The sequence below is a fragment of the Plantactinospora alkalitolerans genome (assembly GCF_015690345.1).
Taxonomy (GTDB): Bacteria; Actinomycetota; Actinomycetes; order Mycobacteriales; family Micromonosporaceae; genus Plantactinospora; species Plantactinospora alkalitolerans.
The window spans coordinates 1-23383 of the sequence record NZ_JADPUN010000285.1; the positions used below are offsets into that span (position 1 = coordinate 1).

19 protein-coding genes and 1 tRNA gene are annotated in these 23383 nt (G+C 70.8%); 6 read left to right on the top strand and 14 right to left on the bottom strand.

All coding sequences use genetic code 11. The annotated features are described in order from the left end of the window. Positions 1-374: 374 nt before the first annotated feature. The 7 genes from rho to I0C86_RS32695 form a co-directional block, all read right to left on the bottom strand. Positions 375-2459: a transcription termination factor Rho gene (rho, locus tag I0C86_RS32665; RefSeq protein ID WP_196205157.1), complete on the bottom strand. Its 2085-nt coding sequence runs from the start codon at positions 2457-2459 to the stop codon at positions 375-377. Between the two features lie 298 nt (positions 2460-2757). Then, on the bottom strand, positions 2758-3705 hold the full coding sequence (gene thrB / locus I0C86_RS32670) for a homoserine kinase (protein WP_196205158.1): 948 nt from the start codon (positions 3703-3705) through the stop codon (positions 2758-2760). 5 nt (positions 3706-3710) lie between these two features. After that, positions 3711-3944: a hypothetical protein gene (locus I0C86_RS32675; protein WP_196205192.1), complete on the bottom strand. Its 234-nt coding sequence runs from the start codon at positions 3942-3944 to the stop codon at positions 3711-3713. 13 nt (positions 3945-3957) lie between these two features. Then, the gene (locus I0C86_RS32680; RefSeq protein WP_196205159.1) at positions 3958-4824 is read right to left on the bottom strand and encodes an SPFH domain-containing protein; all 867 of its coding nucleotides are present in this window, start codon (positions 4822-4824) and stop codon (positions 3958-3960) included. Positions 4825-4941: 117 nt separating this feature from the next. After that, complete coding sequence (locus I0C86_RS32685) at positions 4942-5610, bottom strand: phosphodiesterase (RefSeq protein WP_196205160.1); 669 nt, start codon at positions 5608-5610, stop codon at positions 4942-4944. Positions 5611-5668: 58 nt separating this feature from the next. Continuing rightward, complete coding sequence (locus tag I0C86_RS32690) at positions 5669-6925, bottom strand: MFS transporter (protein ID WP_196205161.1); 1257 nt, start codon at positions 6923-6925, stop codon at positions 5669-5671. Positions 6926-7031: 106 nt separating this feature from the next. Beyond that, on the bottom strand, positions 7032-10316 hold the full coding sequence (locus tag I0C86_RS32695; RefSeq protein WP_196205162.1) for an efflux RND transporter permease subunit: 3285 nt from the start codon (positions 10314-10316) through the stop codon (positions 7032-7034). Between the two features lie 299 nt (positions 10317-10615). On the opposite strand from I0C86_RS32695, the gene I0C86_RS32700 reads away from it, so the two are divergent. Then, positions 10616-11212 (top strand): hypothetical protein, encoded by a 597-nt coding sequence (locus I0C86_RS32700; RefSeq protein ID WP_196205163.1) that lies wholly within the window; start codon positions 10616-10618, stop codon positions 11210-11212. Positions 11213-11248: 36 nt separating this feature from the next. On the opposite strand, the gene thrC is transcribed toward I0C86_RS32700, so the two are convergent. The 4 genes from thrC to argS all read right to left on the bottom strand — a co-directional run bounded on the left by thrC (position 11249) and on the right by argS (position 16956). Continuing rightward, the gene (thrC, locus tag I0C86_RS32705; protein WP_196205164.1) at positions 11249-12298 is read right to left on the bottom strand and encodes a threonine synthase; all 1050 of its coding nucleotides are present in this window, start codon (positions 12296-12298) and stop codon (positions 11249-11251) included. Positions 12299-12465: 167 nt separating this feature from the next. Continuing rightward, positions 12466-13827: a homoserine dehydrogenase gene (locus I0C86_RS32710; RefSeq protein WP_196205165.1), complete on the bottom strand. Its 1362-nt coding sequence runs from the start codon at positions 13825-13827 to the stop codon at positions 12466-12468. Then, positions 13824-15209 carry a diaminopimelate decarboxylase gene (gene lysA, locus I0C86_RS32715; protein WP_196205166.1) on the bottom strand — a complete coding sequence of 462 codons (1386 nt, stop codon included), beginning with the start codon at positions 15207-15209 and terminating at the stop codon, positions 13824-13826. Before lysA ends, I0C86_RS32710 begins: the two co-directional genes overlap by 4 nt. Positions 15210-15297: 88 nt before the next feature. Beyond that, on the bottom strand, positions 15298-16956 hold the full coding sequence (gene argS / locus I0C86_RS32720; protein ID WP_196205167.1) for an arginine--tRNA ligase: 1659 nt from the start codon (positions 16954-16956) through the stop codon (positions 15298-15300). A 94-nt stretch (positions 16957-17050) separates the two neighbouring features. Here argS and I0C86_RS32725 point away from each other — a divergent pair, with 94 nt between their 5' ends. The 4 genes from I0C86_RS32725 to I0C86_RS32740 all read left to right on the top strand — a co-directional run bounded on the left by I0C86_RS32725 (position 17051) and on the right by I0C86_RS32740 (position 19705). Further along, the gene (locus tag I0C86_RS32725) at positions 17051-17965 is read left to right on the top strand and encodes a DUF3105 domain-containing protein (RefSeq protein ID WP_196205168.1); all 915 of its coding nucleotides are present in this window, start codon (positions 17051-17053) and stop codon (positions 17963-17965) included. Positions 17966-17976: 11 nt separating this feature from the next. Beyond that, positions 17977-18642 carry a DUF305 domain-containing protein gene (locus I0C86_RS32730; RefSeq protein WP_407676378.1) on the top strand — a complete coding sequence of 222 codons (666 nt, stop codon included), beginning with the start codon at positions 17977-17979 and terminating at the stop codon, positions 18640-18642. Positions 18643-18831: 189 nt separating this feature from the next. Next, positions 18832-19512 (top strand): winged helix-turn-helix domain-containing protein, encoded by a 681-nt coding sequence (locus I0C86_RS32735; RefSeq protein ID WP_196205169.1) that lies wholly within the window; start codon positions 18832-18834, stop codon positions 19510-19512. A 118-nt stretch (positions 19513-19630) separates the two neighbouring features. Continuing rightward, positions 19631-19705 (top strand) — tRNA-Arg (locus tag I0C86_RS32740). Positions 19706-19967: 262 nt separating this feature from the next. Here I0C86_RS32740 and gap read toward each other — a convergent pair. After that, positions 19968-20972 carry a type I glyceraldehyde-3-phosphate dehydrogenase gene (gene gap / locus I0C86_RS32745; protein ID WP_196205170.1) on the bottom strand — a complete coding sequence of 335 codons (1005 nt, stop codon included), beginning with the start codon at positions 20970-20972 and terminating at the stop codon, positions 19968-19970. A 4-nt stretch (positions 20973-20976) separates the two neighbouring features. Next, entirely contained in the window at positions 20977-21579 is a 603-nt protein-coding gene (locus tag I0C86_RS32750; RefSeq protein WP_196205171.1) for a TetR/AcrR family transcriptional regulator, read from the bottom strand. 174 nt (positions 21580-21753) lie between these two features. On the opposite strand from I0C86_RS32750, the gene I0C86_RS32755 reads away from it, so the two are divergent. Next, positions 21754-22413, top strand: a complete 660-nt coding sequence (locus I0C86_RS32755; protein ID WP_196205172.1) for an acVLRF1 family peptidyl-tRNA hydrolase — start codon at positions 21754-21756, stop codon at positions 22411-22413. A gap of 59 nt (positions 22414-22472) precedes the next feature. Here the strand turns inward: I0C86_RS32755 and I0C86_RS32760 are convergent, their stop codons facing one another. After that, positions 22473-23318: a DUF4097 family beta strand repeat-containing protein gene (locus I0C86_RS32760; RefSeq protein ID WP_196205173.1), complete on the bottom strand. Its 846-nt coding sequence runs from the start codon at positions 23316-23318 to the stop codon at positions 22473-22475. Between the last annotated feature and the right edge of the window lie 65 nt (positions 23319-23383).

Genomic DNA, 23383 nt, shown 5'->3' on the forward strand with positions numbered 1-23383 from the left:
GACGACGGTCAGCGACGGCACCAGGAGCAGCAGACCGGCGAGGCGGGCGGATCGGCGGCGGGTCACCATGTCGGCCAGTCAACCCGACGACGTATAGAAGTTTCAATACCTGGCACCTGAACCGAAGGAAAATTCCAACGCCCTGTCTGCGGCTACCCCTCCGGCCCACCACCGAGGACGATCTGATGGCGCGCCGACTCGCCGACACGGCGACGAGAGCCACACGGGGTTGATCGACCTGCTCGTCCGCTGATCGGCGGGCCTGGCTCGGCGGACCTGCCCGGCTCGGCCCGGCACGGCGACCGAGGGGCCCGGCCGATACCGGCCGGGCCCCTCGTGGGTTCACTCGAATCGCGCCGCCGCGGCGCTCCGGGTCACTCCCCGGGGGTGGACTTCGCGATCTGCATCAGGAACTCGATGTTGGTCCGGGACTGCTTGAGCCGGTCCAGCAGCAGGTCAAGTGCGGCCTGCGAGTCCAACGAGTGCAGCACCTTGCGCAACTTGTGGATGATGGCCAGCTCTTCCGGCGCGAGCAGGATCTCTTCCTTACGCGTGCTGGAGAGGTGGATGTCGATGGCCGGGAAGGTCCGCTTGTCGGCGATCTTCCGGTCCAGCTTCAACTCCGCGTTGCCGGTGCCCTTGAACTCCTCGAAGATCACCGTGTCCATCACGGACCCGGTCTCCACCAGCGCGGTGGCGAGGATGGTCAGCGAGCCGCCGTTCTCGATGTTCCGCGCCGCGCCGAGGAAACGCTTCGGCGGGTAGAGCGCGGTGGAGTCGATACCGCCGGACATGATCCGACCACTGGCCGGTGCGGCCAGGTTGTACGACCGACCGAGCCGGGTCACCGAGTCGAGCAGTACGACCACGTCGTGGCCCAGCTCGACCAGGCGCTTGGCCCGCTCGATCGCCAGCTCCGCGACGGTGGTGTGGTCCTGCGGCGGACGGTCGAAGGTGGCCGCGACGACCTCGCCCTTGACCGAGCGCTGCATGTCGGTGACCTCTTCGGGCCGCTCGTCGACCAGTACGACCATCAGGTGGCACTCGGGGTTGTTGGTCGTGATCGCGTTGGCGATCGCCTGGAGCACCATCGTCTTACCCGCCTTCGGCGGAGACATGATGAGCGCCCGCTGGCCCTTGCCGATCGGCGTCACCAGGTCCATCACCCGGGTGGTGAGGATGTGCGGCTCGGTCTCCAACCGCAGTCGCTCCTGCGGGTAGAGCGGGGTGAGCTTGTAGAACTCGGGCCGCCGCTTCGCCTCCTCCGGGTCCATTCCGTTGATGGTGTCGAGCCGGACGAGCGGGTTGTACTTGTCCCGCCGCGCCTCGCCGTCCCGGGAGGCCCGGACCGCACCGGTGACGGCATCACCGCGACGCAGGCCGTACTTCTTGACCTGGGACATCGACACGTAGACGTCGTTGGGGCCGGCCAGATAGCCGGTGGTCCGGACGAACGCGTAGTTGTCGAGCACGTCGATGATGCCGGCCACCGGAACGAGCACGTCGTCCTCGTTGACCTGCGGCTCGCGGCTGCTGCCGCCGCCGCCACTCTCGCCGTTGTCCGGACGGTCGTTGCGACCCCGACGCCGGTCCCGGAACCGGCTGCGCCGGCTGCGCCGTCCACTGCTGTCGTCGTCGTCGCCGTCGTTGTCCCGGTCCACCGAACGCTGGCCCCGGTCGCCGCGCGATTCGCCGCGCTCGCCCCGGTCATTGCCGCGCTCGCCCCGGTCGTTACGGTCCCGGCCGTTGCGGGAGTCGCCACGGTCGGCCCGCTCACCGCGCTCGCCACCCTCGGTTCGCTCGGCGCTCTCGGCCCGCTCACCACGGTCACCGCGCTCGCCACGCTCGGCCCGCTCGCCACGCTCGGCCCGCTCGCCGCGCTCGGCCCGGTCACCACGCTCGGCCCGGTCACCACGCTCGGCCCGGTCACCACGCTCGGCCCGCTCGCCGCGCTCCGGGCGCTCGGTCCGCTCGGGACGCTCGATCCGCTCGACCTGAGGTGCCTCGGTCTCCACCTCGACGGTGGCGGCAGCGGCCCGGCTGGACCGCCGGGACGTGCGCGCCCGCCCTTCGCCGCCAGCGGCGGCGGTGGCCGGTGCCTGCTCTGCGGCGGCCCGACGCTCACCGTCCGGTCGGTCGCTCTCGCGCACCTCGGCCCGGACCTCTTCGCGAGCCGGTGCGGCCGCCGCCGAGACCTCGGCGCGGGGGCGTGGCGCACCGCCACTGGCGGCACTGGCAGCACCGGTGGTGCCGGACTGCCGTTCCGAGATCGCGGCAATCAGCTCGCCCTTGCGCATCCGGGCCGTACCGGAGATGCCGAGCGACGCGGCCAGGCTCTGCAACTCTGGCAGCAGCATCGCCGACAGCCCGGTTCCGGTCCGCCGACGGCGGGTAGAACCTGCGGTGGCTTCGCCAGCGACGTTGGAAACATCCGACGTCACGTCGGTGGTGTCGCTCAATGGATTCCTTCCCTCGTTAAGGCCGGGGCTGCCCGTGGCCTGAAGAACGAACCGGCCGGGCGGCCTCGGTGCACCCGCCTCGCATGACGCGTCGCGGGAGTCTGTAACACAGCAGCCGGTTGGTTTCCCGACTCACCAACGTCGGTGAGCAGGTCTCGCCGCCTGCGGCGACCTGTGGAAACTGCGGTGCGGCGTGAACCTAGGCAAGGGTGAGACGGGCTGACCGCCGAAAGCTTCGGGGGTGCACCGACCCGCAGGAGTCGCATTGCTTTGCGGCTGTGCTAGGTCTAGAGCGTAATCAACTCTTCCGACCTGCGGCAACAGGGTCCCGCTCGGCGTGTCCCAGTCTACCCCCATAGACCCGTGCCCCGGCTACGTCTATCGGCAACCTTTGCGAGGTCCAGCCCATTCCCGGGCTGAATTCCTCGTCGGGGCTGGTCAGCGCCAGGACCGACGGGCCCGCCCCACTGATCACAGCGGCCACACCGGTCGCACGCAACTCAGCCAGAAGCGCCGCACTATTGGGCATTCCACCCGCGCGGTAATTCTGGTGCAACCGATCCTCGGTCGCCGCGAGAAGCAGGGTCGGGTCGGCGGTCAGGGCGTGCACCAGCAGAGCCGCCCGGCCGGCGTTGCGGGCCGCGTCGCCGTGCGGCACCGTCGCCGGCAGCGCCGCCCTCGCCACCGCGGTCAGCCCCCGCTCCCGCGGCACGAAGACGGTGGGTTGGACGTCCGGGGCGACCGGCAGCGTCACCGCCCGGGCCGGGTCACCCGACTCCGACCAGGCGATGGTGAACCCGCCGAGCAGGCAGGGCGCGACGTTGTCCGGATGCCCCTCCAACTCGGCCGCCAGTCGCAGCACCGCGTCGTCGTCGAGGTCCCGGTCACCGTCGATGACCAGGGCCCGGGCCAGCAGGACCCCGGCGACGATCGCCGCCGACGAGGAGCCGAGGCCACGAGCCTGTGGGATCCGGTTGACGCATTCGACGGCCAGCCCGGACGGTTGGCCGCCGAGCGCGTCGAAGCCGGCCCGGATGGCCCGGACGACCAGATGCTCCTCGCCGTCCGGCAACTCTCCCGCGCCTTCTCCGGTGACCTCGACCCGGCAACCGTCCGAGGTGATCCGAGCGCCGACGTCGTCGTAGAGCGCCAGGGCCAGGCCGAGCGTGTCGAAGCCGGGGCCGAGGTTGGCGCTGGTCGCCGGCACCCGGACCCGGACCGGCTCGGATACGAAGGAGGGCCGCATCCGGCTCATGCTAGGTCCCCGTCCGGCGCGGACTCCGGCGCCTCCCCCGTACCGGTCGCACCGGATTCCGCATCGCCGTCCCGGGCCGACCTCGGTGGCCTGCCGGCCGAACGCAGGGCCAGCCGCAGCGCGTACTCGATCTGCGCGTTGACGCTGCGGAGATCGTCCGCCGCCCATCTGGCGATCGCGTCGTAGACCTGCGGATCGATCCGGAGCAGGAGTTTCTTGCGTTCGGCCATCGGTGTGCAGGCCCTAGCTGTAGAGGGATCCGGCGTTCACCACCGGCTGGACGGCCCGGTCGCCGCAGAGTACGACGAGCAGGTTCGCCACCATCTGGGCCTTCCGTTCCTCGTCCAGTTCCACCACGTGCTCGTCGCGCAGCCGCTCCAGCGCGTTCGAGACCATACCCACCGCCCCTTCGACGATCTTGAATCGGGCTCCGACGATCGCGCTCGCCTGTTGACGGGCCAGCATCGCCTGGGCGATCTCGGGCGCGTACGCCAGGTGGGTGGTGCGTGATTCGAGCACCTCGACGCCGGCCAACTGAACCCGTTCGCGCAGCTCGGAGGTCAGCTCCTCGCTGACGACCGCGCTGTCCCGCAGGCTCGCCCGGCCGGAGTCGTGTGCCTCGTACGGGTAACTGGTGGCCAGGTGCCGGACGGCCGCCTCGGACTGCACGGCAACGTACTCGACGTGGTCGTCGACGGCGAATTCGGCCTTGGCCGAGTCGACCACCTGCCACACGACGACCGCCGCGATCTCCACGGGGTTGCCGTCGGCGTCGGAGACCTTGAGCCGGGCGGTCTCGAAGTTGCGCACCCGCAGCGTGACCCGGGACCGGGCGGTGAGCGGCCAGGTCCAGTGCAACCCGGAATCCCGGATGCTGCCCACGTAGCGGCCGAAGAACTGCACGACCTGAGCCTCGTTCGGGTTGACCACGGTGAACCCGGTGGCCGCCAGCATGGCGAGTACGGCGTATCCGACGCTGACCACGCCGATCCGGGGATGGACACCGGCTTCGTCGAGAACCGGCAGGACGCTCGCGATCCCGGCGGCGGCCAGGAGCAGCAGAACTCCGATCGGAATGAACCCGGAGATCCGGAAGGCCCGTCGTTCCATGACATCTCCCTGCTAGCGATGTGATATCACAACGATAGCGGATGCTCACCAGCGGAGAAAGACCGGAGGAAGACTCGCCTACGGACCCGCCAGCGAAGGAGGAGCGGTGTCGTGACGTCAGGGCAGCCGGGTCTGGTCGGCAGCGGCGCCCCGACTCCGCTGTGAGAACGCGTAACCGGCTCCGCGCAGCCGCTGGATCAGGCCGGTCGGACGCAACGCCGAGCCACGGCAGCCGTCCGGGTCGAAGGCCAGCGCCGCGTCCACCTCGGCGGGCAGCCGCGCGCCGAAGACGACCCGCCCGAACCGGCGCCACGGGCCGGTTCCGCCGACGGCGAAGAGGTCCAGACAGGCCGCGTCCCGGTCGGCGACCGAGGCCACCTCGTCCAGGGTGCGGCCGAGCGGCCGGCTCGAGCGCGCGGCGACGTACACCCGGCGGTTGTCGATCCGGTACCCCACCAGGCTGCCGTACGGGCCGGCGAAGTCGTACCTGGGAATCGGCACGTGTCGCAGCACCCGCCGCTGACTGCTCGTGGAGAGCAACAGGTCGAACGGGCCGGCACGGCCGTGCAGCCGGACGGCGAGACCCAGCACGTCCGGCCAGCCGTCCGGGGTGGGTGTGCCACGGGAGAGCCGTACGGTCCCGGCACAGCGGCCCGCACCGCCCGCCATCCGGACCGCCAGCGGCCCCCACAGCTCGACCTGACCGGTGAAGGAGAGTCCGCGCGGATGCAGCAGCCGACCGCCGCGCCACCTGGCCAGGCGGCCGGCAACTCGGGGATCCGGCACGACGTCGATGGCCCTGAGTACCCCGGTCAGCCCCGGAATATCGGCGTCGCCGGGTTTTTCAGCCCGGCTGGCCCGCCGGCTGCGGATTCGCCTCCGGGCCCTCCTCGCCGGACAGGTCGAGCCGCCGGGTCGCCACCCACCAGCCGACGGCGTAGACCAGGGTGGTCAGCCCGCAGCCGGCCAGCACCACCCGCTGGTCGACGTGGTCCACCACCCCGGCCACCGCCAGTTGGCTGACCGCGATGGCCACGGTCGCCAGCATCATGTCGGTGGCGAAGACCCGACCCCGCAACCGGTCCGGCACCTCGCCCTGCAACGCGTAGTTCGACATCACCCAGTTGCTGCCCCCGGCGAAGTGCGCGACGAAGACCAGCACCAGGACCAGCGGAAACCAGTGCGTGAGCGACACACCGAGATAACCCAACCCGTACGTCGACATCGACAGCGCGAGGCCGGGCAGCAGCCAGGACCGGTGGTGCAGCACCCGGCGCATCAGCAGCGGCCCGATCAGCACACCGGCTCCGCGTACCGCGAAGAGCAGGCCGGTGCCCAGCGCGCCGATCCCGTACAGGCCGGCGAGCAGCGGGAACACGGTCAGTACGCCGTTGCCGAGGCCAACCGCGCTCTTGACGGTCACCAGCGCCAGTACCCGGGGACGCCCGCCGATGTACTGCAACGCCTCCCGGATCGCCGTCCACGGACGCGGCTCCGGCCCGTCGGGGTCGCGCGGTGCCTGCAACGGCCGGTGGATCAGCCAGGTCAGGCCGGAGGCGCCCGCGAGGCCGATCGACGCCACCCAGAAACAGGCGTACGGCCCCACCGCGGCGGTCAGCACCCCGCCGAGGGACGCCCCGACGATGCTCATCGTGCCCCACGCCGAGCCGGCGACCGCGTTCGCGGCGGGCAGGTCGTCCGGGTCGACCACGTTCGGCAGGGCGGCCTGTGCGGCCGGCGAGTAGAAGGCCTTCGCGATCGCCACCGCCCCGATCGCGAGCAGCGCCAACCAGGCGGTGCCGGAACTCCGTACGCCGAGCAGCAGGACGATCGCGGCCAGCGCGGTCAGGTTCGACGCGATCAGGATCTTCTTACGGTCCAGCCGGTCGGCGACGGTCCCGGCGTACGGCAGCAGCAGGGCGAGGATTCCGTTGTCGACGGCGAGCACCAGTGCTCCCCACACACCGCTGCCGGTCAGCTTCGGAAGCAGCACCAGCAGCGGCACCATGACGAACCAGTCGGCCCCGAACACCACGAGTTCCGCGCCGAGCAGACGGCGGAAGTCACGGTTGTGGGTAAGGACGGAAAGGGGTGTCGACACGTACCGGGACCTTACCCCGCCGGTGTCCGGACCCCTGCTGGGGATGACGTCGGGCCGGGCCGGTACTCCGGCCCGACCCGATCCGCCCAGTTCTCCGTCGGCCCGCTCAGTCCTCCGTCGGCGGCAGCGGAGACCGGCGGCTCTTCGGCAGCCGCAGCACCTCGAACTGGTCGGTACCGTCGATCAACGCTCCGGACGGCGTCGGACGCCCGCCCAGGGGTCCCGTCGGCCCGGCCGGTACGGCGTGCGCACCCGCCACGCCGGCCGGTACCGGCGTACCCGCACCAGACCCGGCGCCGTCCCCGCCCGGCTCGTCCGAGCCGGCTCCGTCGGCAGACCCGCCGCGCCGGCGGCGCATCCGCTCCTTGGCGTTCTCGACCATCGTGTAGAGCGTCGGCACCAGCACCAGGGTGAGCAGCGTCGAGCTGATCAGACCGCCGATCACCACCACCGCCAGCGGCTGCGAGATGAACCCGCCCTCGCCGGTCAAGCCGAGTGCCATCGGCAGCAGCGCGAAGATGGTCGCGATGGCGGTCATCAGGATCGGCCGCAGCCGGCGCCGGCTGCCCTCGACCACCGCCTCGGTCACACCCATCCCCTGGGCCCGGTACTGATTGACCAGGTCCATCAACACGATCGCGTTGGTCACCACGATGCCGACCAGCATCAACACACCGATCAGGGCCGGTACGCCCAGCGGCGTGCCGGTGGCCAGCAGCAGCCCGATCGCACCGGTGGCGGCGAACGGGATGGAGACGAGCAGGATCAGCGGCTGGATCAGGCTACGGAAGGTGGCCACCATGATCACGAAGACGATCGCGATCGCGGCGAGCACCGCGAGTCCCAGGTCGGCGAAGGCCTCCGCCTGGTCGGCGCTGACCCCGCCCACCGCGAACGTCGCCCCCGGCACCTCGATCGCGTCGAGGCGCTTCTGGAGGGCGGCGGTGGTCGCGCCGAGGTTCGACCCGGTCGACGTACCGGTGACGGTGGCGCTGCGCTCTCCGTCGATCCGGGTCACCGCCAGCGGACCCTGTACCTCGGTCACGTCGGCGATGTCGTCCAACCTGACCGCACCGGTCGGCCCCACCGGCAGGGCCCGCAACGCTTCGATGCCGGCCGGCGGCTGCCCCGTACGCAGCACCACGTCCTGCTGCTTCCCGCCGAGCGTGATCTTGCCGAGCGGGCTGCCCCGGAACTGCTGCGCGACGAGCTGACCGACGGCGGCGTCGGAGAGCCCGAACCGGGCGGCGGCGGCCCGGTCGACCTTGATGTCGATCCGGGGCGCGCTCTCCGCCAGGCTGCTCTGCACGTCCGTCACCTTCGGGGTGTCCGACATGGCCTGGCGTACCTGCTCGGTCGCCCGGGCCAGCACGTCGACATCGGCGGCCCGCACGATCACCTGGAGCTGGTTGACGGATCCGCCACCCGGCCCGCCGGCCTCCCCGAAACTGACCTCGCCGGCGCCGCTGAGTTTGTCGAACTCCGTCCGCAGCGTCTCCTTCAGTGCCGTGGCGTCGGCGTCCTCGCCGAGCGCGACGGAGAAGTTCGCGCTGTTGACGCTGCCGCCCCCGCCGAACGGGTTGGCACCGCCACCCACCGTCACCTGGTACGAGTCGACTCCGTCGGTACGCTCCAGCACCGTCTCGACCTGCTTCGCGGCCGCGTCGGTCGCACCCAGGCTGCTGCCGACCGGCAGTTCCTGGCTGATGTTGAGGGTGTCCTGCCCGGAGTCGTCGAGGAAGTTGGTCTCCAGCCGGGTGCCGAGCCCGAAGGTGCCGAAGAGCACGACCAGGCCGAGGGCGACGGTCAGCCAGCGCCGCCGCGTCGCGAACCGGATCACCGGCAGGTAGCCGCGCTGGAGTGGGCTGCGCAACTCCTTCTCCTCCGCCGCCCGCCGTAGCGCCTCCGCGCTCGCGCCACCGTTCGCCGGCCGGAGGAACCAGTAGGCCAGCACCGGGATGATGGTCAGCGACACCAGCAGCGAGGCGAGCAGTGCCACCGTCACGGTGATCGCGAACGGCGCGAAGAGCTGCCCGACGAACCCGCCGACCAGCACGATCGGGGTGAAGACGGCGACGGTGGTGAGGGTGGACGCGGTGACCGCACCGGCGACCTCCCGGACGGCGCCGATGATGGCGCCGCGTTTCTCCTCGCCGTACCCGAGATGTCGCTTGATGTTCTCCAGGACCACGATCGAGTCGTCGACCACCCGGCCCACCGCGATGGTCAGCGCGCCGAGGGTGAGCAGGTTGAGCGAGTACTTCCCGATCCAGAGCGCGATCAGCGCCACCAGCACGGAGAGCGGGATGGAGACCGCCGTGACGAGGGTGGACCGGACCGAGAGCAGGAACACCAGGATCACAAGTACCGCCATGACCAGGCCGAGCAGACCCTCGGTGGTCAGGCTCTCGATGGACTTCTCGACGAATGGCGCCTGGTCGAAGACCACGCTCAGGGTGGCGCCGGAGGCGGTCGAGAGGTCGGCCAGCCGGTCCCGGATCTCGTGCGAGATGCCCACCGCGTTGCCGTCCGGTGAGGCGGTGACCATGATGCCGAGGCTGTCGCTGCCGTTGGTCCGGGTGAACGAGGTCGGCGCGGCGAGTTGCTGCTCGACGGTCGCGATGTCGCCGAGCCGGACCGCCGTGCCGCCCGGCCGGCCCGGCGGGAGATAGATGCCGGCGAGTTCCTCGGCCGAGGAGATCCGGCCACCGATCTGGACCGTGCGGGTCTGGTCGTTCTCGGTGACCGCACCGGCCGGGATCGTCACGCCGTTGGCCTGGAGCGCGGTGCCGATCGCGGTCGGTGAGACGCCGGCCGCGACGAGCTTGGCCGGGTTGGGAGTGATCACCACCTGCTGGTCGCGCGCGCCGGTCACCTCGACCGTGCGGACCCCGTCGATGGACTCCAGTTCGGGTACGACGGTGTCGGCGAGCCGGTCCGCGAGGGCCCGCTCGTCGCCGCCGCCGGCCGCCGCCAGCACCACCGCGGGCAGGTCGTCGGTGCTGCCGGCGATCACCTGCGGCTCGACGCCCTCCGGAAGCTGGATCCGGTTCAGCGCGGTCTGCATCTTGTTGACCGCGTCGTCGAGGTCGGTGCCGAACTCGTACTCGACCTGGAGGGTGGCGCTGCCCTCCTGGGAGGTCGAGGTGACCTTGTCCAGCCCGGCGATGCCCTGGATGCTGTTCTCGATCGGCTCGGCGACCTGCTCCTCGACAACCTCCGGCCCGGCGCCCGGATACGGCGCGATGATGAACGCCGCCGGAAACTCCAACGAGGGCAGAAGCTGCTGCTTCAGCGACGGCACGGCGTACGCGCCGAATGCCGTGATCACGATCGCGATGAGCGCGACGAGCCCTCGGTTGGCGAGACTGAGTCTGGCGAGGAACGACATCAGCGGCTCACTCCTGTGTATCGAGTTGGCGCGAGATTTGTGATCGCGCGAGTTCTCACGTCGGCGCGGCAGGAGGAAGTCTGCCTGACCCGCATCTCCGGTCCGAAATCGGGGCGCTGGGCGCAGCCTGCGGGTCGGCCGGGTCGGCGGGCAACCCCTGCTCAGCAGGCTCTCAGCTCGCCGTACCGCCCCGCTGGGCGGTCGGTCGACAGGAGCGGGTACGGGTACCGGACGACGCGGCGGAGAAGGTCGGACGGTTGGCTTATGGTGACCGCTCCAGCACTCTACAAAGGAGCAACGTGACCCGATTCCGTTCCGCCCTGATCGTCGCCGGCGCCGCCCTGACCGCGACGGCCCTGCTCCCCTCGGCTCCCGCCTCGGCGGACACCGTCACCAAGTACGTCCATATCCTGTTCGAGAGCCAGGACAGCAACGCGGGCATGGACCTCGACGTGACCAGCGCGGCCGGCCGCACCACCATCGACGTCGACTGGGCCGACAACCAGTGCCGGGACACCGAGAGCGGCCGTACCTGCGACTTCGTCTTCCGGAACTCGGACGCCGTCCCGGTACGCCGCTTCTCGTTCTCGTTCGACCAGGGCAGCTTCTCCACCCGGCTGCCCTACCAGGAGACCCGCCGCACCTGCACGTACGCCAACGAGGAGGAGGTGTCCTGCACCGAGGACGAGTACGCCAGCGGCGTGACGACCATCGACGTGACGTGGACGGGCAGCAGCGAGCCCACCCGCTCCCGGCGGACCGACGAGGACGGCCGGGTGCACGTGACCACCTCGGCGAACGCCGCCGTGAGCGGCACCGCGCACGGCCTGACCTACGGCGGCCCGCTGAGCCTCGGCTGGCTCAGCCGGGTCCGGATCATCGACCCGCAGTCCTGACCGGTCCGGCCCGCCGGAGCCGGCTGCCGGCCCGGATCAGGCGAGGTCGAGGGCGCGGGCGGCGGTGGGCACGTCGTTCTGGATGGTGATCGGCGAGGGCGCGGTCGAGATGGCCCACTCCGGGTCCTTGAGGCCGTGCCCCGTCACCGTGCAGACCACGGTCGATCCGCTGGGCACCATGCCGGCTGCGGCCTGCTGCAACAGGCCGGCGACACTGGCCGCGCTGGCCAGCTCGACGAAGACGCCCACCTCGCGGGCGAGCAGCCGGTACGCGGACAGGATCTCCCGGTCGGTCACCGCCTCGATCAGTCCGCCGGAGGAGTCCCGGGCATCCAGCGCCTGCGTCCAACTTGCCGGGTTCCCGATCCGGATCGCGGTGGCGATGGTCGACGGTTCGCGGACCGCCGTACCGGTGACGATGGGCGCGGCGCCGGAGGCCTGGAAGCCGTACATCTTCGGGCGGCGGGTGGCGTTGCCCTCGTCGGTCTCCTCCTGGTAGCCCATCCAGTACGCGGTGATGTTGCCGGCGTTGCCGACCGGCAGGCAGTGGATGTCGGGGGCGTCGCCGAGCGCCGCGACGATCTCGAACGCCGCCGTCTTCTGGCCGTGCAGCCGGTTGATGTTGACCGAGTTGACAAGCGTCACCGGATAGTCCTGGGCCAGCTTGGCGGCGAGTGCCAGGCAGTCGTCGAAGTTGCCGTTGATCTGCAGCAGTCGGGCGCCGTGGACCAGCGCCTGGGCCATCTTGCCCAGTGCGATCTTGCCCTGCGGAACGAGTACGGCGCAGGTGAGTCCGGCCCGGGCCGCGTACGCCGCCGCCGAGGCGCTGGTGTTGCCGGTGGACGCACAGATGATCGCCTTGTTGCCGGCCTCGACCGCCTTGGAGACCGCCAGCGTCATGCCCCGGTCCTTGAACGAGCCGGTGGGGTTGGCGCCCTCCACCTTGAGATAGACGTCACAACCGAGTCGCGCGGAGAGCACCGGGGCCGGCAGCAGCGGAGTGTTCCCCTCGTTGAGGGTGATCACCGGCGTGGCCTCGCTGACCGGCAGCCGGTTCCGGTACGCCTCGATCAAGCCCCGCCACATATCTCTCTCCTCGCACCTGCGGTGCCCGCCCGGTCTGGTCGGCAGCGGCGGGTCAGCTCCACGGTGCCCCAGGGTCGCCGATCGACCGCACCCGCACCACCCGCTAACCACCTATCGGGACGACCGGCCCACCAGGTGATCAGCGGCGGACCGGCACCGGGCGGCCGCTAGCGGCTGCCGCCCTCGACGCGGAGCACGCTGGCGATCGAGCGGACGATCTCCAGCCTGCGCAGTTCCTCGACCGTCGCGGCGAGCGCGGCGTCCGGTGCGGCATGCGTCACGATCACCAGGATCGCGTCGCCACCCCGGCCCACCGGACCGGAACCATCGGCCGGACCGGACGGCGCGGACGCCTGCCGTACGGTCGCGATCGACACGTCGTGCCGGGCGAACACCCCGGCGACCGCCGCCAGTACGCCCGGTCGGTCGGCAACGTCGAGGCTGATGTGGTAGCGGGTGACCGCCTCCCCCATCGGCCGGATCGGCAACGCCGCGTACGACGACTCGCTCGGGGTACGGACCCCCGCCAGATGGTTGCGGGCCGCCGCGACCACGTCGCCGAGCACCGCGCTCGCGGTCGGCGCACCGCCGGCACCCCGACCGTAGAACATGAGCTGACCTGCGGCAGCGGCCTCGACGAAGACCGCGTTGAAGGCGTCGCCGACGCTGGCCAGCGGATGGCTGACCGGGATCATCGCCGGATGCACCCGGACGCTGACCGACTCCGTTCCGGTGGAGTCCGGGCCCCGGGACGCGATGCAGAGCAGCTTGATGGTGCAGCCCATCGCCTTGGCGCTGGCCATGTCGGCCGCGGTGACCTCGGTGATGCCCTCCCGGTGGACGTCGGCGGCGGTCACCCGGGTGTGGAAGGCGAGCGAGGCCAGGATCGCGGCCTTGGCGGCGGCGTCGAAGCCCTCGACGTCGGCGGTCGGATCCGCTTCCGCGTAACCCAGCTCGGTCGCCTCGTCCAGCGCCTCCGTGAAGCCGGCGCCGGTGGCGTCCATCGCGGAGAGGATGAAGTTCGTGGTGCCGTTGACGATGCCGGTGACCCGGCTGATCGTGTCGCCGTGCAGGGACTCGCGCAGCGAGCGGAGCAGCGGGATCGCCCCGGCCACCGCCGCCTCGTAGTAGAGGTTGGCACCGCCTTCGGCGGCGGCGTCGTGCAGCGTGCCGCCGTCCTCGGCCAGCAGGGCCTTGTTGGCGGTCACCACGCCCTTGCCGGCCCGCATCGCCTCGACCAGCCAGGTCCGGGCCGGTTCGATCCCGCCGACCACCTCGATCACCAGGTCGACGTCGTCCCGCTTGACCAGGCCGAGCGCGTCGGTGGTGAACAGCGACGGGTCGGCGGGCAGCGGTCCCCGCTCGCGGGCGAGCCGGCGTACGGCGATGCCGGCCAGTTCCAGCGGTGCACCGACCCGGGCGGTCAGGTCGGCGGCCTGCTCGTGCAACAGCCGTACCACCTCGGTGCCGACGGTGCCACAGCCCAGCAGGGCCAGTCGGACCGGCCGGATCACCCGCGCACTACTCATCCCACATCCAATGCCAGCAGGTCGTCTTCGGTCTCCCGCCGGACGATCACCCGCGCACGGCCGTTCCGGACCGCCACGACGGGTGGTCGTGGGACATGGTTGTAGTTGCTGGCCATGCTCCGGCAGTAGGCGCCCGTTCCGGGCACGGCGAGAAGATCTCCGGGCTGCACGTCGGCGGGCAGAAATTCATCCTTCACCACCACGTCCCCGGCTTCGCAATGCTTTCCCACCACCCGGGCGAGAATCGACTCGGCCACGGACGCCCGGGACGCGATGGTCGCCGAGTACGACGCGCCGTACAGCGCGGTCCGGATGTTGTCGCTCATCCCGCCGTCGACGCTGACATAGGTGCGGATCCCGTCCACGTCCTTGACCGTGCCGACCTCGTAGAGGGTGAACACGGCCGGGCCGATGATCGCCCGGCCCGGCTCGATCGACAGCCTCGGACCGGCCAGTTGCAGCGCGGCACACTCGTCATCGACGATCTTGTTCAGCCGCTTCGCCAGTTCGTGCGGTGCCGCCGGGTCGTCCTGGGTCGTGTAGGCGATGCCGAACCCGCCGCCCAGGTCCAGTTCCGGCAACTCGACCCCGCGCGCGTCCCGAATCTGCGCCTGGAGCGCCAGCACCCGCCGGGCGGACACCTCGAACCCGCTGGTGTCGAAGATCTGCGAACCGATGTGCGAGTGCAGTCCGCGCAGTTCCAGCACGTCCTCGTCGAGGATCTTGAAAGCGGCGGTCGCCGCCGCGCCTCCGGCGAGCGAGAAGCCGAACTTCTGGTCCTCGTGCGCGGTCGCGATGAACTCGTGGGTGTGCGCCTCGACGCCGACGGTGACCCGGATCATCACCCGCGGCCGTACGTCGCGTTCCCGGGCCAGCGCGGTGAGCCGGTCGATCTCCTGGAAGGAGTCGACGACGATCCGGCCGACCCCGGCGTCGAGGGCCCTGGCGAGTTCGGCCGGGGACTTGTTGTTGCCGTGGAACCCGATCCGTTCGGCCGGCATACCGGCGGACAACGCCACCGCCAGTTCCCCGCCGGAGCAGACGTCGAGGTGCAGGCCCTCCTCGGCGATCACCCGAACCACCGCCCGGCAGGTGAACGCCTTTCCGGCGTAGTAGACGTCCTCGTCCGGGAACGCCGCCCGGAACTGGCGGCACCGGTCCCGCAGGTCGTCCTCGTCCAGGACGTACGCCGGGGTGCCGAACTCCGCCGCCAGTTCGCGGATGCCGAGGCCGGCGACCACGAGCGCACCGTCGGCGTCCCGGGTGACGTTGCGCGGCCACAGGTGCGGCACGAGGGCGTTGACGTCCTCCGGGGTACGCAGCCACGCCGGTCCTCGGACCCCGAGGTCGCCGTGCAGCGCCCCCGCTTCGTGAGCCCGCATCACTTCTCCTTCGCCGCGCCCAGGCGCGGTAGCTCGCTCTTCCCGGCGATTCCAGCCGGCGGTACCGTCCCGGTCACGTACGCACCTGTCACATCCGCTCCGGTGCGGAGACGCCGAGCAGGGCCAGGCCGTTGGCCAGGACGATCCGGGACGCCTCGACCAGCCACAGCCGGGCCCGGGTCAGGTCGGTCGCCGGCTCGTCGCCCACCGGCAGGACCCGGCACGCGTCGTAGAACCGGTGGTACGTGCCGGCCAGCTCCTCCAGGTAGCGGGCGATCCGGTGCGGCTCGCGCAGCTCGGCCGCCGTCGCGACCACACCGGGGAACTCGCCGAGCGTCTTGATCAGCTCGTTCTCCTTGGCGTGGCTGAGCAGCCCCGGGTCGAAGTCGTCCCCCCGGGTCACCCCGAGGTCGACCGCGTAGCGCAGCAGCGAGGCGATCCGGGCGTGCGCGTACCGCACGTAGTGCACCGGGTTGTCGTTCGAGTTCTTGGTGATCTCGTCGATGTCCAGGGTCAGCGGCGAGTCCGTCGAGGAGCGCGCCAGCGAGTAACGGGCCGCGTCCACGCCGACCGCGTCCACGATGTCGTCGAGCGTGATGATGTTGCCGGCCCGCTTGGACAGCCGTACCGGCACGCCGTTGCGGACCAGGTTGACCAGTTGGCCGATCAGGATCTCGATGTTGAAGTCCGGGTCGTCCCCGGCGCAGGCGGCGATCGCCCGGAGCCGGTTCACGTAGCCGTGGTGGTCGGCGCCGAGCAGGTAGACGCACTTGTCGAAGCCGCGCTCCCGCTTGTTGATGTAGTACGCCGAGTCGGCGGCGAAGTAGGTCAACTCGCCGTTGCTCCGGATCAGCACCCGGTCCTTGTCGTCACCGAAGTCGGTGGTGCGCAGCCAGATGGCGCCGTCGGCGTCGTACACGTGGCCCTGCTCGCGGAGCCGGCCGAGCGCGTGCTCCACCGCGCCGCTGCTGTGCAGGGTGCGCTCGGAGAACCAGACGTCGAAATGCACGCCGAACCGCTCCAGGCTGGCCCGCATCTCGTCCAGCATGAGGTGGTAACCACGGTCCTGGAAGACGATCATGGCCTCGTCGGCCGGCAGGTCGAACACGTCGGGCCGCTCGGCGACGACCCGGGTGGCGATCTCCGTGACGTACTCGCCCGGGTAGCCGTCCTCCGGGGTCGGCTCGCCCCGGGCCGCCGCGTACAGCGACCGGCCGAAGCGCTCGATCTGGACACCGGCGTCGTTGACGTAGTGCTCGCTGGTGACCTCGGCGCCGGCCTTGGCGAGAATCCGGCGCAGCGAGTCGCCGACCGCCGCCCACCGGGTGTGCCCGAGGTGGATCGGGCCGGTCGGGTTCGCCGAGACGAACTCCAGGTTGACCCGCTGCCCGGTGAGCCGGTCGCTGCTCCCGTACGCCTGACCGGCCTGGACCACCTCGCGGGCGAGCTGCCCGGCGGCGGCCGGGTCGAGGCGGAGGTTGAGGAAGCCCGGCCCGGCGATCTCCACCGATTTGACCCCGGGTGTCCGGCCCAGTTCCTCGGCGAGGGCTGCGGCCAGGTCCCGGGGCGGCACGCCGACCCGCTTGCTCAACTGGAGGGCGATCGTGGACGCGTAGTCGCCGTGCTCGGGATTGCGCGGTCGCTCCAGCGCCACCGACTCCGGCAGTACGGAGGGATCGAGACCACGCCGGGCGAAGACGGCGTGGGCGGCAGCGAGGACGGCCTCGGCGAGATTGGCGGGAGTCACCGAACCATGTTACGGGGGTAGACTCGGTCACTCGGTGGCGACCCTGCGCCTTTACGGCCCGCCATCCCCTGACCGACCGACCTGACGAGGGACCATGAGCATCAGCACCTCGGGCGGCGAACAGCGCCGTCCGTCCGTGGTCAGCACCGGCAAGAAGTCGCCGGCCGGCGGCAAGCCCGCCGAGGGCGGCAAGGCGGCCGGGGCCAAGCCCACCGAGGACGGCAAGGCGGCCGGGGCCAAGCCCGCGGGGACGGCTGCCAAGACCTCCTCGGCCGGCCGGGTTCCAGCCAACCGGTCCGGCGGCGGTGGCGGTGGCAAGAAGCCGCAGCAGCGCCGGCCGGTCGCTCCGGTACGGGTCAGCCAGGGCCGCTCGTGGGGTTCGATCGGCCTCTTCGTGGCCGTTGGTGTGGTCACCGCCGCGATCATCGGATACGGCGCCTACGCGGTGATCCAGAACGGCAAGAGCTGGGAAGACAAGGCCGCCGCCATCGACGGCATCACCAATTACCGGAAGACCGACCCGTCGTTGGTGGAGCCGTTCCCCGGCAAGCAGTCGCACGAGGCGGGCCCCCTGACATACAAGATCAGCCCTCCGGTCGGCAGCAGTCACAACAACGCCTGGCAGAACTGCGTGGGTGACGTCTACGACGCGCCGATCGCGAACGAGCACGCGGTGCACAGCCTGGAGCACGGGGCGATCTGGATCACGTACAAGTCGGATCTGCCCGCCGAGCAGGTGGAGCAGCTGGCCAGCAAGGTCCGTGGCAACGAATTCATGCTGATGAGCCCGATCGAGAACCTGGACCGGCCGATCTCGCTGCAGGCCTGGGGCTACCAGCTCAAGCTCGACAGCGCGAGCGACGGCCGGATCGACGACTTCGTCGCAGCGCTCCGGCAGAACGCCTCCATGGAGCCCGGCGCACCCTGCTCCGGCGGCATCACGGCCACCGGTACGACTCCCCGGGACAACGTGCAGGGCGACCAGCCGCAGGCCCCGGCGGGCGGCTGATCGATTTGACCATCGGGTCGGGGGCGCTGGCGACCGCCGGCGCCCCGGAGGACGGGAACATCGAGCGTGGTCCGGGTCGGCGTACCACCGGCACGGTCGCGCTGGCGCTCGCCATCCTGCTGGGGCTGCTGCTCGGCTTCGCCAGTGGGCTGCTCGCCCCGGGCCTGCTCCGGCCCGGTGACGGTTCCCCGGAGGCCGGGTTCGCCCGGGACATGTCGTCGCACCACGCCCAGGCCGTGGAGATGTCGATCCTGGCCCACGAGAAGTCCACCGATCCGGACGTACGGACCCTGGCCGCCGACATCGCGCTCACCCAGCAGGCCCAGATCGGCACGATGCAGGCCTGGCTGAAGACCTGGAACCTCGGCCCGACCGGCAGCAAGCCGCGAATGGCCTGGATGCCGGACGCCGCCGGTGCGGTGAAGAACGGGCTGATGCCCGGGATGGCCACCGACGCCCAGCGGGCCGAGCTGCGCGCCGCCACCGGTCGCGACTTCGACGTCCTCTTCCTGCGACTGATGCGCGACCACCACCTCGGCGGGATCCACATGGCCGAGGGCATACTCGATCTTTCCGACGACGCGCAGGTGACCGCGCTGGCCAACTCGATGGTCGCCGGGCAGAAGAAGGAGATCGAGTTGATCCAGTCTCTGCTCGGCAAGTTCGGGGCCCGGTAGCCACGCCCTCCCCTGTACCGCTCTTCCGGCGGCCGTCCAGCCCGGACGGCCGCCGTTCCGGTTCCCGCGCCCCCGCGATGACCCACGCGAGGTACTTCCGTTAAGAGCGACTTAGCCTACTTGCCCGGTTTGCCGAGCTTTCTCCACACATAACGTGACCAGTCACGAACTGTCGTCGTTGTCCTAGACATGGCGGTTGCTCTTCGGGACGGACGTCGGTCGGTCACCAGTTGGTGCCGTCGACACACCATCGGCGGCGACGGTGCGGTGGCGGCCGTACGTCGCGGACAACGGTCGGGCGAGGCAGTCATCCTCAGCCGGGACCAGGAACTCGACCTGATCGAGACGATTCGCGGCTGCTATCCGGACCAGCTCGGACTGGACGACGACCTCTGGACCCGGCAGAGCGTCGCCGTCCTGGCGCAGCGCCGGTACGGCATGCGACTCGAGGACGGCGACGTCAGCGCTTACCTGCGAGCCTGGGGTCTCGGCCCACGTGAACCCACCGACCGGGCCTGCGGCCTCTGCGTCGACGCCGTGGTCGACTGGCTGGAACGGCAGTACCCGGCAATCGTCCGCTCCGCGCAGGAGCACCGGGCGGAGCTGTGCTGGATCGGCCGGACCCGACTGCACGGGGTGGTCCCCGCCGCGGACGTCCTGTCGGCCGTCTCCGTACGCGGCCGGGTGCGGTTCATCGTCGCCACCCCGAACGTCGACCCGGCACTTCCCCGGGACTTCCTGCTCCGGCTCAGCGGCCCGGACTGCCGCGCCGTACAGATCGTGGTCGACGGCTCCTGGACCCGGGCCGAGTGGCCCCGGAAGCTACCCCCGCACATCGTGCTGCACCCGCTGCCCAGCTGCGGCCGGTAACGGAGCCGGGCCGATCGCCGACTCCGCCCGCCCCGGGTCCAGGCCGCCGGTACGCCGACACGACGGATACCGATTCGGTCCCGCGCACCCTTGTTTGCTACTCTTTCGTGGTCGCTGAGCCCCCGTAGCTCAGGGGATAGAGCACCGCCCTCCGGAGGCGGGGGCGCAGGTTCGAATCCTGCCGGGGGCACCATCGCGGACCAGCATAGAAACGCCCCAGACCAGGTAAGACCCGGTCGGGGGCGTTCTCCGTCCGGCCGGCTGTAACCACCCGCCGGCGGGTGCCTGTGCCGAACACGTGCCGAGGTTCCGGGCCGGTTGGTCGTGGCCAACGCCCGCCCGCGTCGGCGGTACCCGCCGTCGAGCGCCATCCTCTGACTCGAGAATGCGTGCCCGATTAACCTGATTCCTCCGCGAATACCGTTCTCGACCGCCGACCGGCGCCAGCCTCTGCGTCAGACGGCTGCGGCGACCCGCTCGGAGAACTCGACGAGGCGGTTGGAGAATCCCCACTCGTTGTCGTACCAGCCGAGCACCTTGACCTGGTTGCCGACGGCTTCGGTCAGCGGCGCGTCGAAGATCGACGAGTAGGGGTTGCCGACGATGTCCGCCGAGACCAGCGGCGCCTCGGAGTACTGCAGGTAGTGCCGCAGTCGCTGGGAACCGGCCGCCTCGCGGAACGCCGCGTTGACGTCGTCGACTCCGGCGCTGCGCCGCAGGACCACGGTGAGGTCGGTGATCGAGCCCACCGGGACGGGGACCCGCAGCGCTGCGCCGGTGAGGCGCCCGTCGAGTTCGGGAATGACCTTGCCGATCGCCTTCGCCGCGCCCGACGACGTCGGGATGGTCGAGACGGCGGCCGCGCGGGCCCGGCGCAGGTCGGAGTGCGGGGCGTCGTGCAGCCGCTGGTCGCCCGTGTAGGCGTGGACCGTCGTCATCAGGCCGGACTCGATGCCGAACGAGTCGTTCAGCACCTTCGCCAGCGGCGCGAGCGAGTTCGTGGTGCACGAGCCGTTGGAGAAGACATCGTGGCTGTCCGGATCGAGCCCGTCGTCGTTCACTCCGAGAACGAACGTCGGGACGTCCCCCTTGGCCGGCGCCGAGATGATGACCTTCCTCGCGCCGCCCTTGAGATGGGCCGCGGCCGTGACTCCGTCCGTGAAGTGGCCGGTGGACTCGATGACGATGTCGGCGCCGACGTCACCCCAGGCGATGGCGGCCGGGTCGGGCTGAGCGAAGACCTTGATTTCCGTGCCCCGGACCGTGATCGCGTCGCCTCCGGAGGCGACGCCGTCGAGGTGGCCGTAGATGGAGTCCCACTCGAGCAGGGTGGCCAGCGTGCGGGCGTCGGTGAGGTCGTTGACCGCGACCACCTCGACGTCGGCGTCGTTCGCCAGGGCGGCGCGCAGGTAGCTGCGCCCGATCCGCCCGAACCCGTTGATGCCGATACGTACCGTCATGACTTCACTTCCTCTTGTCGAGCTTGTCGAGTTTGTCGATCGGCGTGGACGGTGCCGCCGCCCGGAGCAGGTCGAGGGCACCGGCGCGGGCGTCGTCGAACGGGCCCGGGTCCTGCTGCGCGATCGCGAGCACGTAGCCGCCCTGCAGGACGGCCATCAGGGTGTGGGCGAGACGCTCGGGGTCGAGGTCGTCCCGCAGCTCACCCGCGGCGACCGCCTCGCGAAGCACCCTCGCCCAGCTGCCGTGGACCTGGGCGAACGCACGCGCCACCGGGGCGAGCAGCACCGGGTCCTCGCGGACCTGCGGGTCCTGGGTCATCCGGCCGACCTTGCAGCCCTTGAGGGCGTCGCGGGGACGCGCCAGGTAGGCCTCGATCCGGGCCATCGGGTCGCCCGCACCGTCGAGTTCGGACGCGGCCGGCAGCAGATCGGCGACGTTGCGCTCAAGGGCGGCGAGCGCGAGGTCCCGCTTGGTCGGGAAGTGGTGGTACATGCTGCCCTGACCCACCCCGGACCGTTCGCGCACGTCACGCGGGCTCGTGTCGGCGTAGCCGCGCTCCCACATGAGCTCGCTCATCGTCTCGACCAGCAGTTCTCGCGAGTTCATGCCATCAGTCTGTACATACCAGTAGGTACAGCGCAACCCGTTACGCATACGATGTGAGCTCACGGACCCGTTCACGGAGGCAGATGTCGTGAAGCCCACCCAGAGCGAAGTCGTGAAGCCCACCCAGAGCGAGGTCGTGGCGCAGCAGGGGCGTACTCGACGGGTGGGGTTCCGGTGGTGAGGGCGCGGCCCGCCGCCGGTGGCGGGCGCTGGGTGGAAATCTCGCCCGAGCGGATCCGTGGTTGGATCGACGGCTTCTACGGCCGGCACGAAGGCGCCACCGAGCAGGGCCTCGTGTTGACCGGCCTGAGCAACGGCGATACCGCCACGCTGCATCCGCCACCCGGGCTCGGCGACGTACCGGATGTCGACACGCTGCTGGCCCGCGTCGTCCGACCGCCCCGGATCGCCGTGCTGCTGGCGCGTAAGGGCGCGGTCGCCGCCGGTGTCGCGGACGGCACGACCATCACCGTCTCGAAGGTCGAGCGCTTCTACGTGCAGGGTCGCACCGCGGCCGGTGGCTCGTCGCAGCAGCGCTTCGCCCGTCGACGCGCCAACCAGGCCGAGGCTGCCACCCAACGGGCCGCCAACATCGCCGCCCGGGTCCTGCTGCCGTACGCGCCCGGTGTGCCGGCCGCCCCCGATGACGCGGTCAACGCGCTGGTCTGCGGCGGCGACCGGTCGATGATCGACGCGGTGCTGACCGACCGGCGCCTGTCCGCACTGGCGCTACTGCGCCATCCACGTCTGCTGGAGTCCGCCGAGCCGCGGCTGGCCGTGCTGGAGGCCGCGGCGATAACCGCCAGACGGATCCGGGTCCATCTGCTGCCCTGAGCTGTGGCGGGATCGCTCGACGTACTGCCGTTACCCGCCTCGGACGGGTTCGACGTCGGTCAGGCTCGGCGGATCATGATGTCGCCCCAGGAGGTGCTCGCCCGTACCTCGACGGTCTCCTCGTTCTCCTCCGGGCTCTCGGTCGTGTCGAGCGCGTTGTGCACCCGACCGTTTCGGGAGCTGACGTCGAGCCACGCGGCGGTACCGCGCCGGATGCCGACCTCGATGCCGCCGTACGACGTCTGCAGGCCGATCGTTCCGCGTACCGCCTCGCCGATCCGGACGGTGCCGTAAGCGGTGCGCGCCGTCACCGAGGCCAGCGCCCGGTCGATGGTGACGTCGCCGTACGCGGTCTTGACCTGGACGTCCCCGCCGCTCTGCCCGACCCAGCAGTCGCCGGAGGAATTCTTGATCTCGATGGTCCCGTCAACCTCGCCGATGCGTACCTTGCCCGAGGAGGCCGTGACCCGGGCCGGGCCGGCGACGCGTTCCACCACCACCTCACCGTGGCTGCTGTCGATCTCCAGTGGCCCGGTCTGGTCGAGCCGGACCGTACCCCCGGTGTTGAACCGGCATTCGCCGAGTCGGCCCTCGGCCCGGAACGACGCCCACGACGCCTCGGCCTGCACACTCGACCCGCTCGGCAACTCGATCACGACGTCGAGCGCGGGACCGGTGCCGAAGAAGCCGTAGCGTCGCCAACTCTTCGGCGCCCTGATCATCAGCCGGCCGGCGACGTATTCGACGGTGGTCTGCTCCGCGGCGTGCACGTCGGACTTGCTCGACTCGTTGCGGGGCCGCACCTCGACCATGGTGTCGGCGCGGTCGGTCGCGGTGATCCACGCGTCACCGACGGGAAGGTCGACCAGGACGGAGATCGGCTCTGGTGTATCGAAAACAGGCATGGTGGTCTCCCGGATTGTGGTCGGGGGCGTTGCTGCGGATGGATGGCGGGAAGCGACGGGGGTAC

Bases quoted from the DNA above. Each gene is read 5' to 3' on its own strand.
- I0C86_RS32675 (WP_196205192.1), bottom strand. From the start codon at position 3,944: ATGGCCGAACGCAAGAAACTCCTGCTCCGGATCGATCCGCAGGTCTAC.
- I0C86_RS32725 (WP_196205168.1), top strand. From the start codon at position 17,051: ATGAGCATCAGCACCTCGGGCGGCGAACAGCGCCGTCCGTCCGTGGTC.
- I0C86_RS32680 (WP_196205159.1), bottom strand. From the start codon at position 4,824: ATGGAACGACGGGCCTTCCGGATCTCCGGGTTCATTCCGATCGGAGTT.
- I0C86_RS32695 (WP_196205162.1), bottom strand. From the start codon at position 10,316: ATGTCGTTCCTCGCCAGACTCAGTCTCGCCAACCGAGGGCTCGTCGCG.
- thrC (WP_196205164.1), bottom strand. From the start codon at position 12,298: ATGTGGCGGGGCTTGATCGAGGCGTACCGGAACCGGCTGCCGGTCAGC.
- gap (WP_196205170.1), bottom strand. From the start codon at position 20,972: ATGACGGTACGTATCGGCATCAACGGGTTCGGGCGGATCGGGCGCAGC.
- I0C86_RS32750 (WP_196205171.1), bottom strand. From the start codon at position 21,579: ATGAACTCGCGAGAACTGCTGGTCGAGACGATGAGCGAGCTCATGTGG.
- thrB (WP_196205158.1), bottom strand. From the start codon at position 3,705: ATGCGGCCCTCCTTCGTATCCGAGCCGGTCCGGGTCCGGGTGCCGGCG.
- I0C86_RS32710 (WP_196205165.1), bottom strand. From the start codon at position 13,827: ATGAGTAGTGCGCGGGTGATCCGGCCGGTCCGACTGGCCCTGCTGGGC.
- I0C86_RS32760 (WP_196205173.1), bottom strand. From the start codon at position 23,318: ATGCCTGTTTTCGATACACCAGAGCCGATCTCCGTCCTGGTCGACCTT.
- lysA (WP_196205166.1), bottom strand. From the start codon at position 15,209: ATGCGGGCTCACGAAGCGGGGGCGCTGCACGGCGACCTCGGGGTCCGA.
- I0C86_RS32735 (WP_196205169.1), top strand. From the start codon at position 18,832: ATGGCGGTTGCTCTTCGGGACGGACGTCGGTCGGTCACCAGTTGGTGC.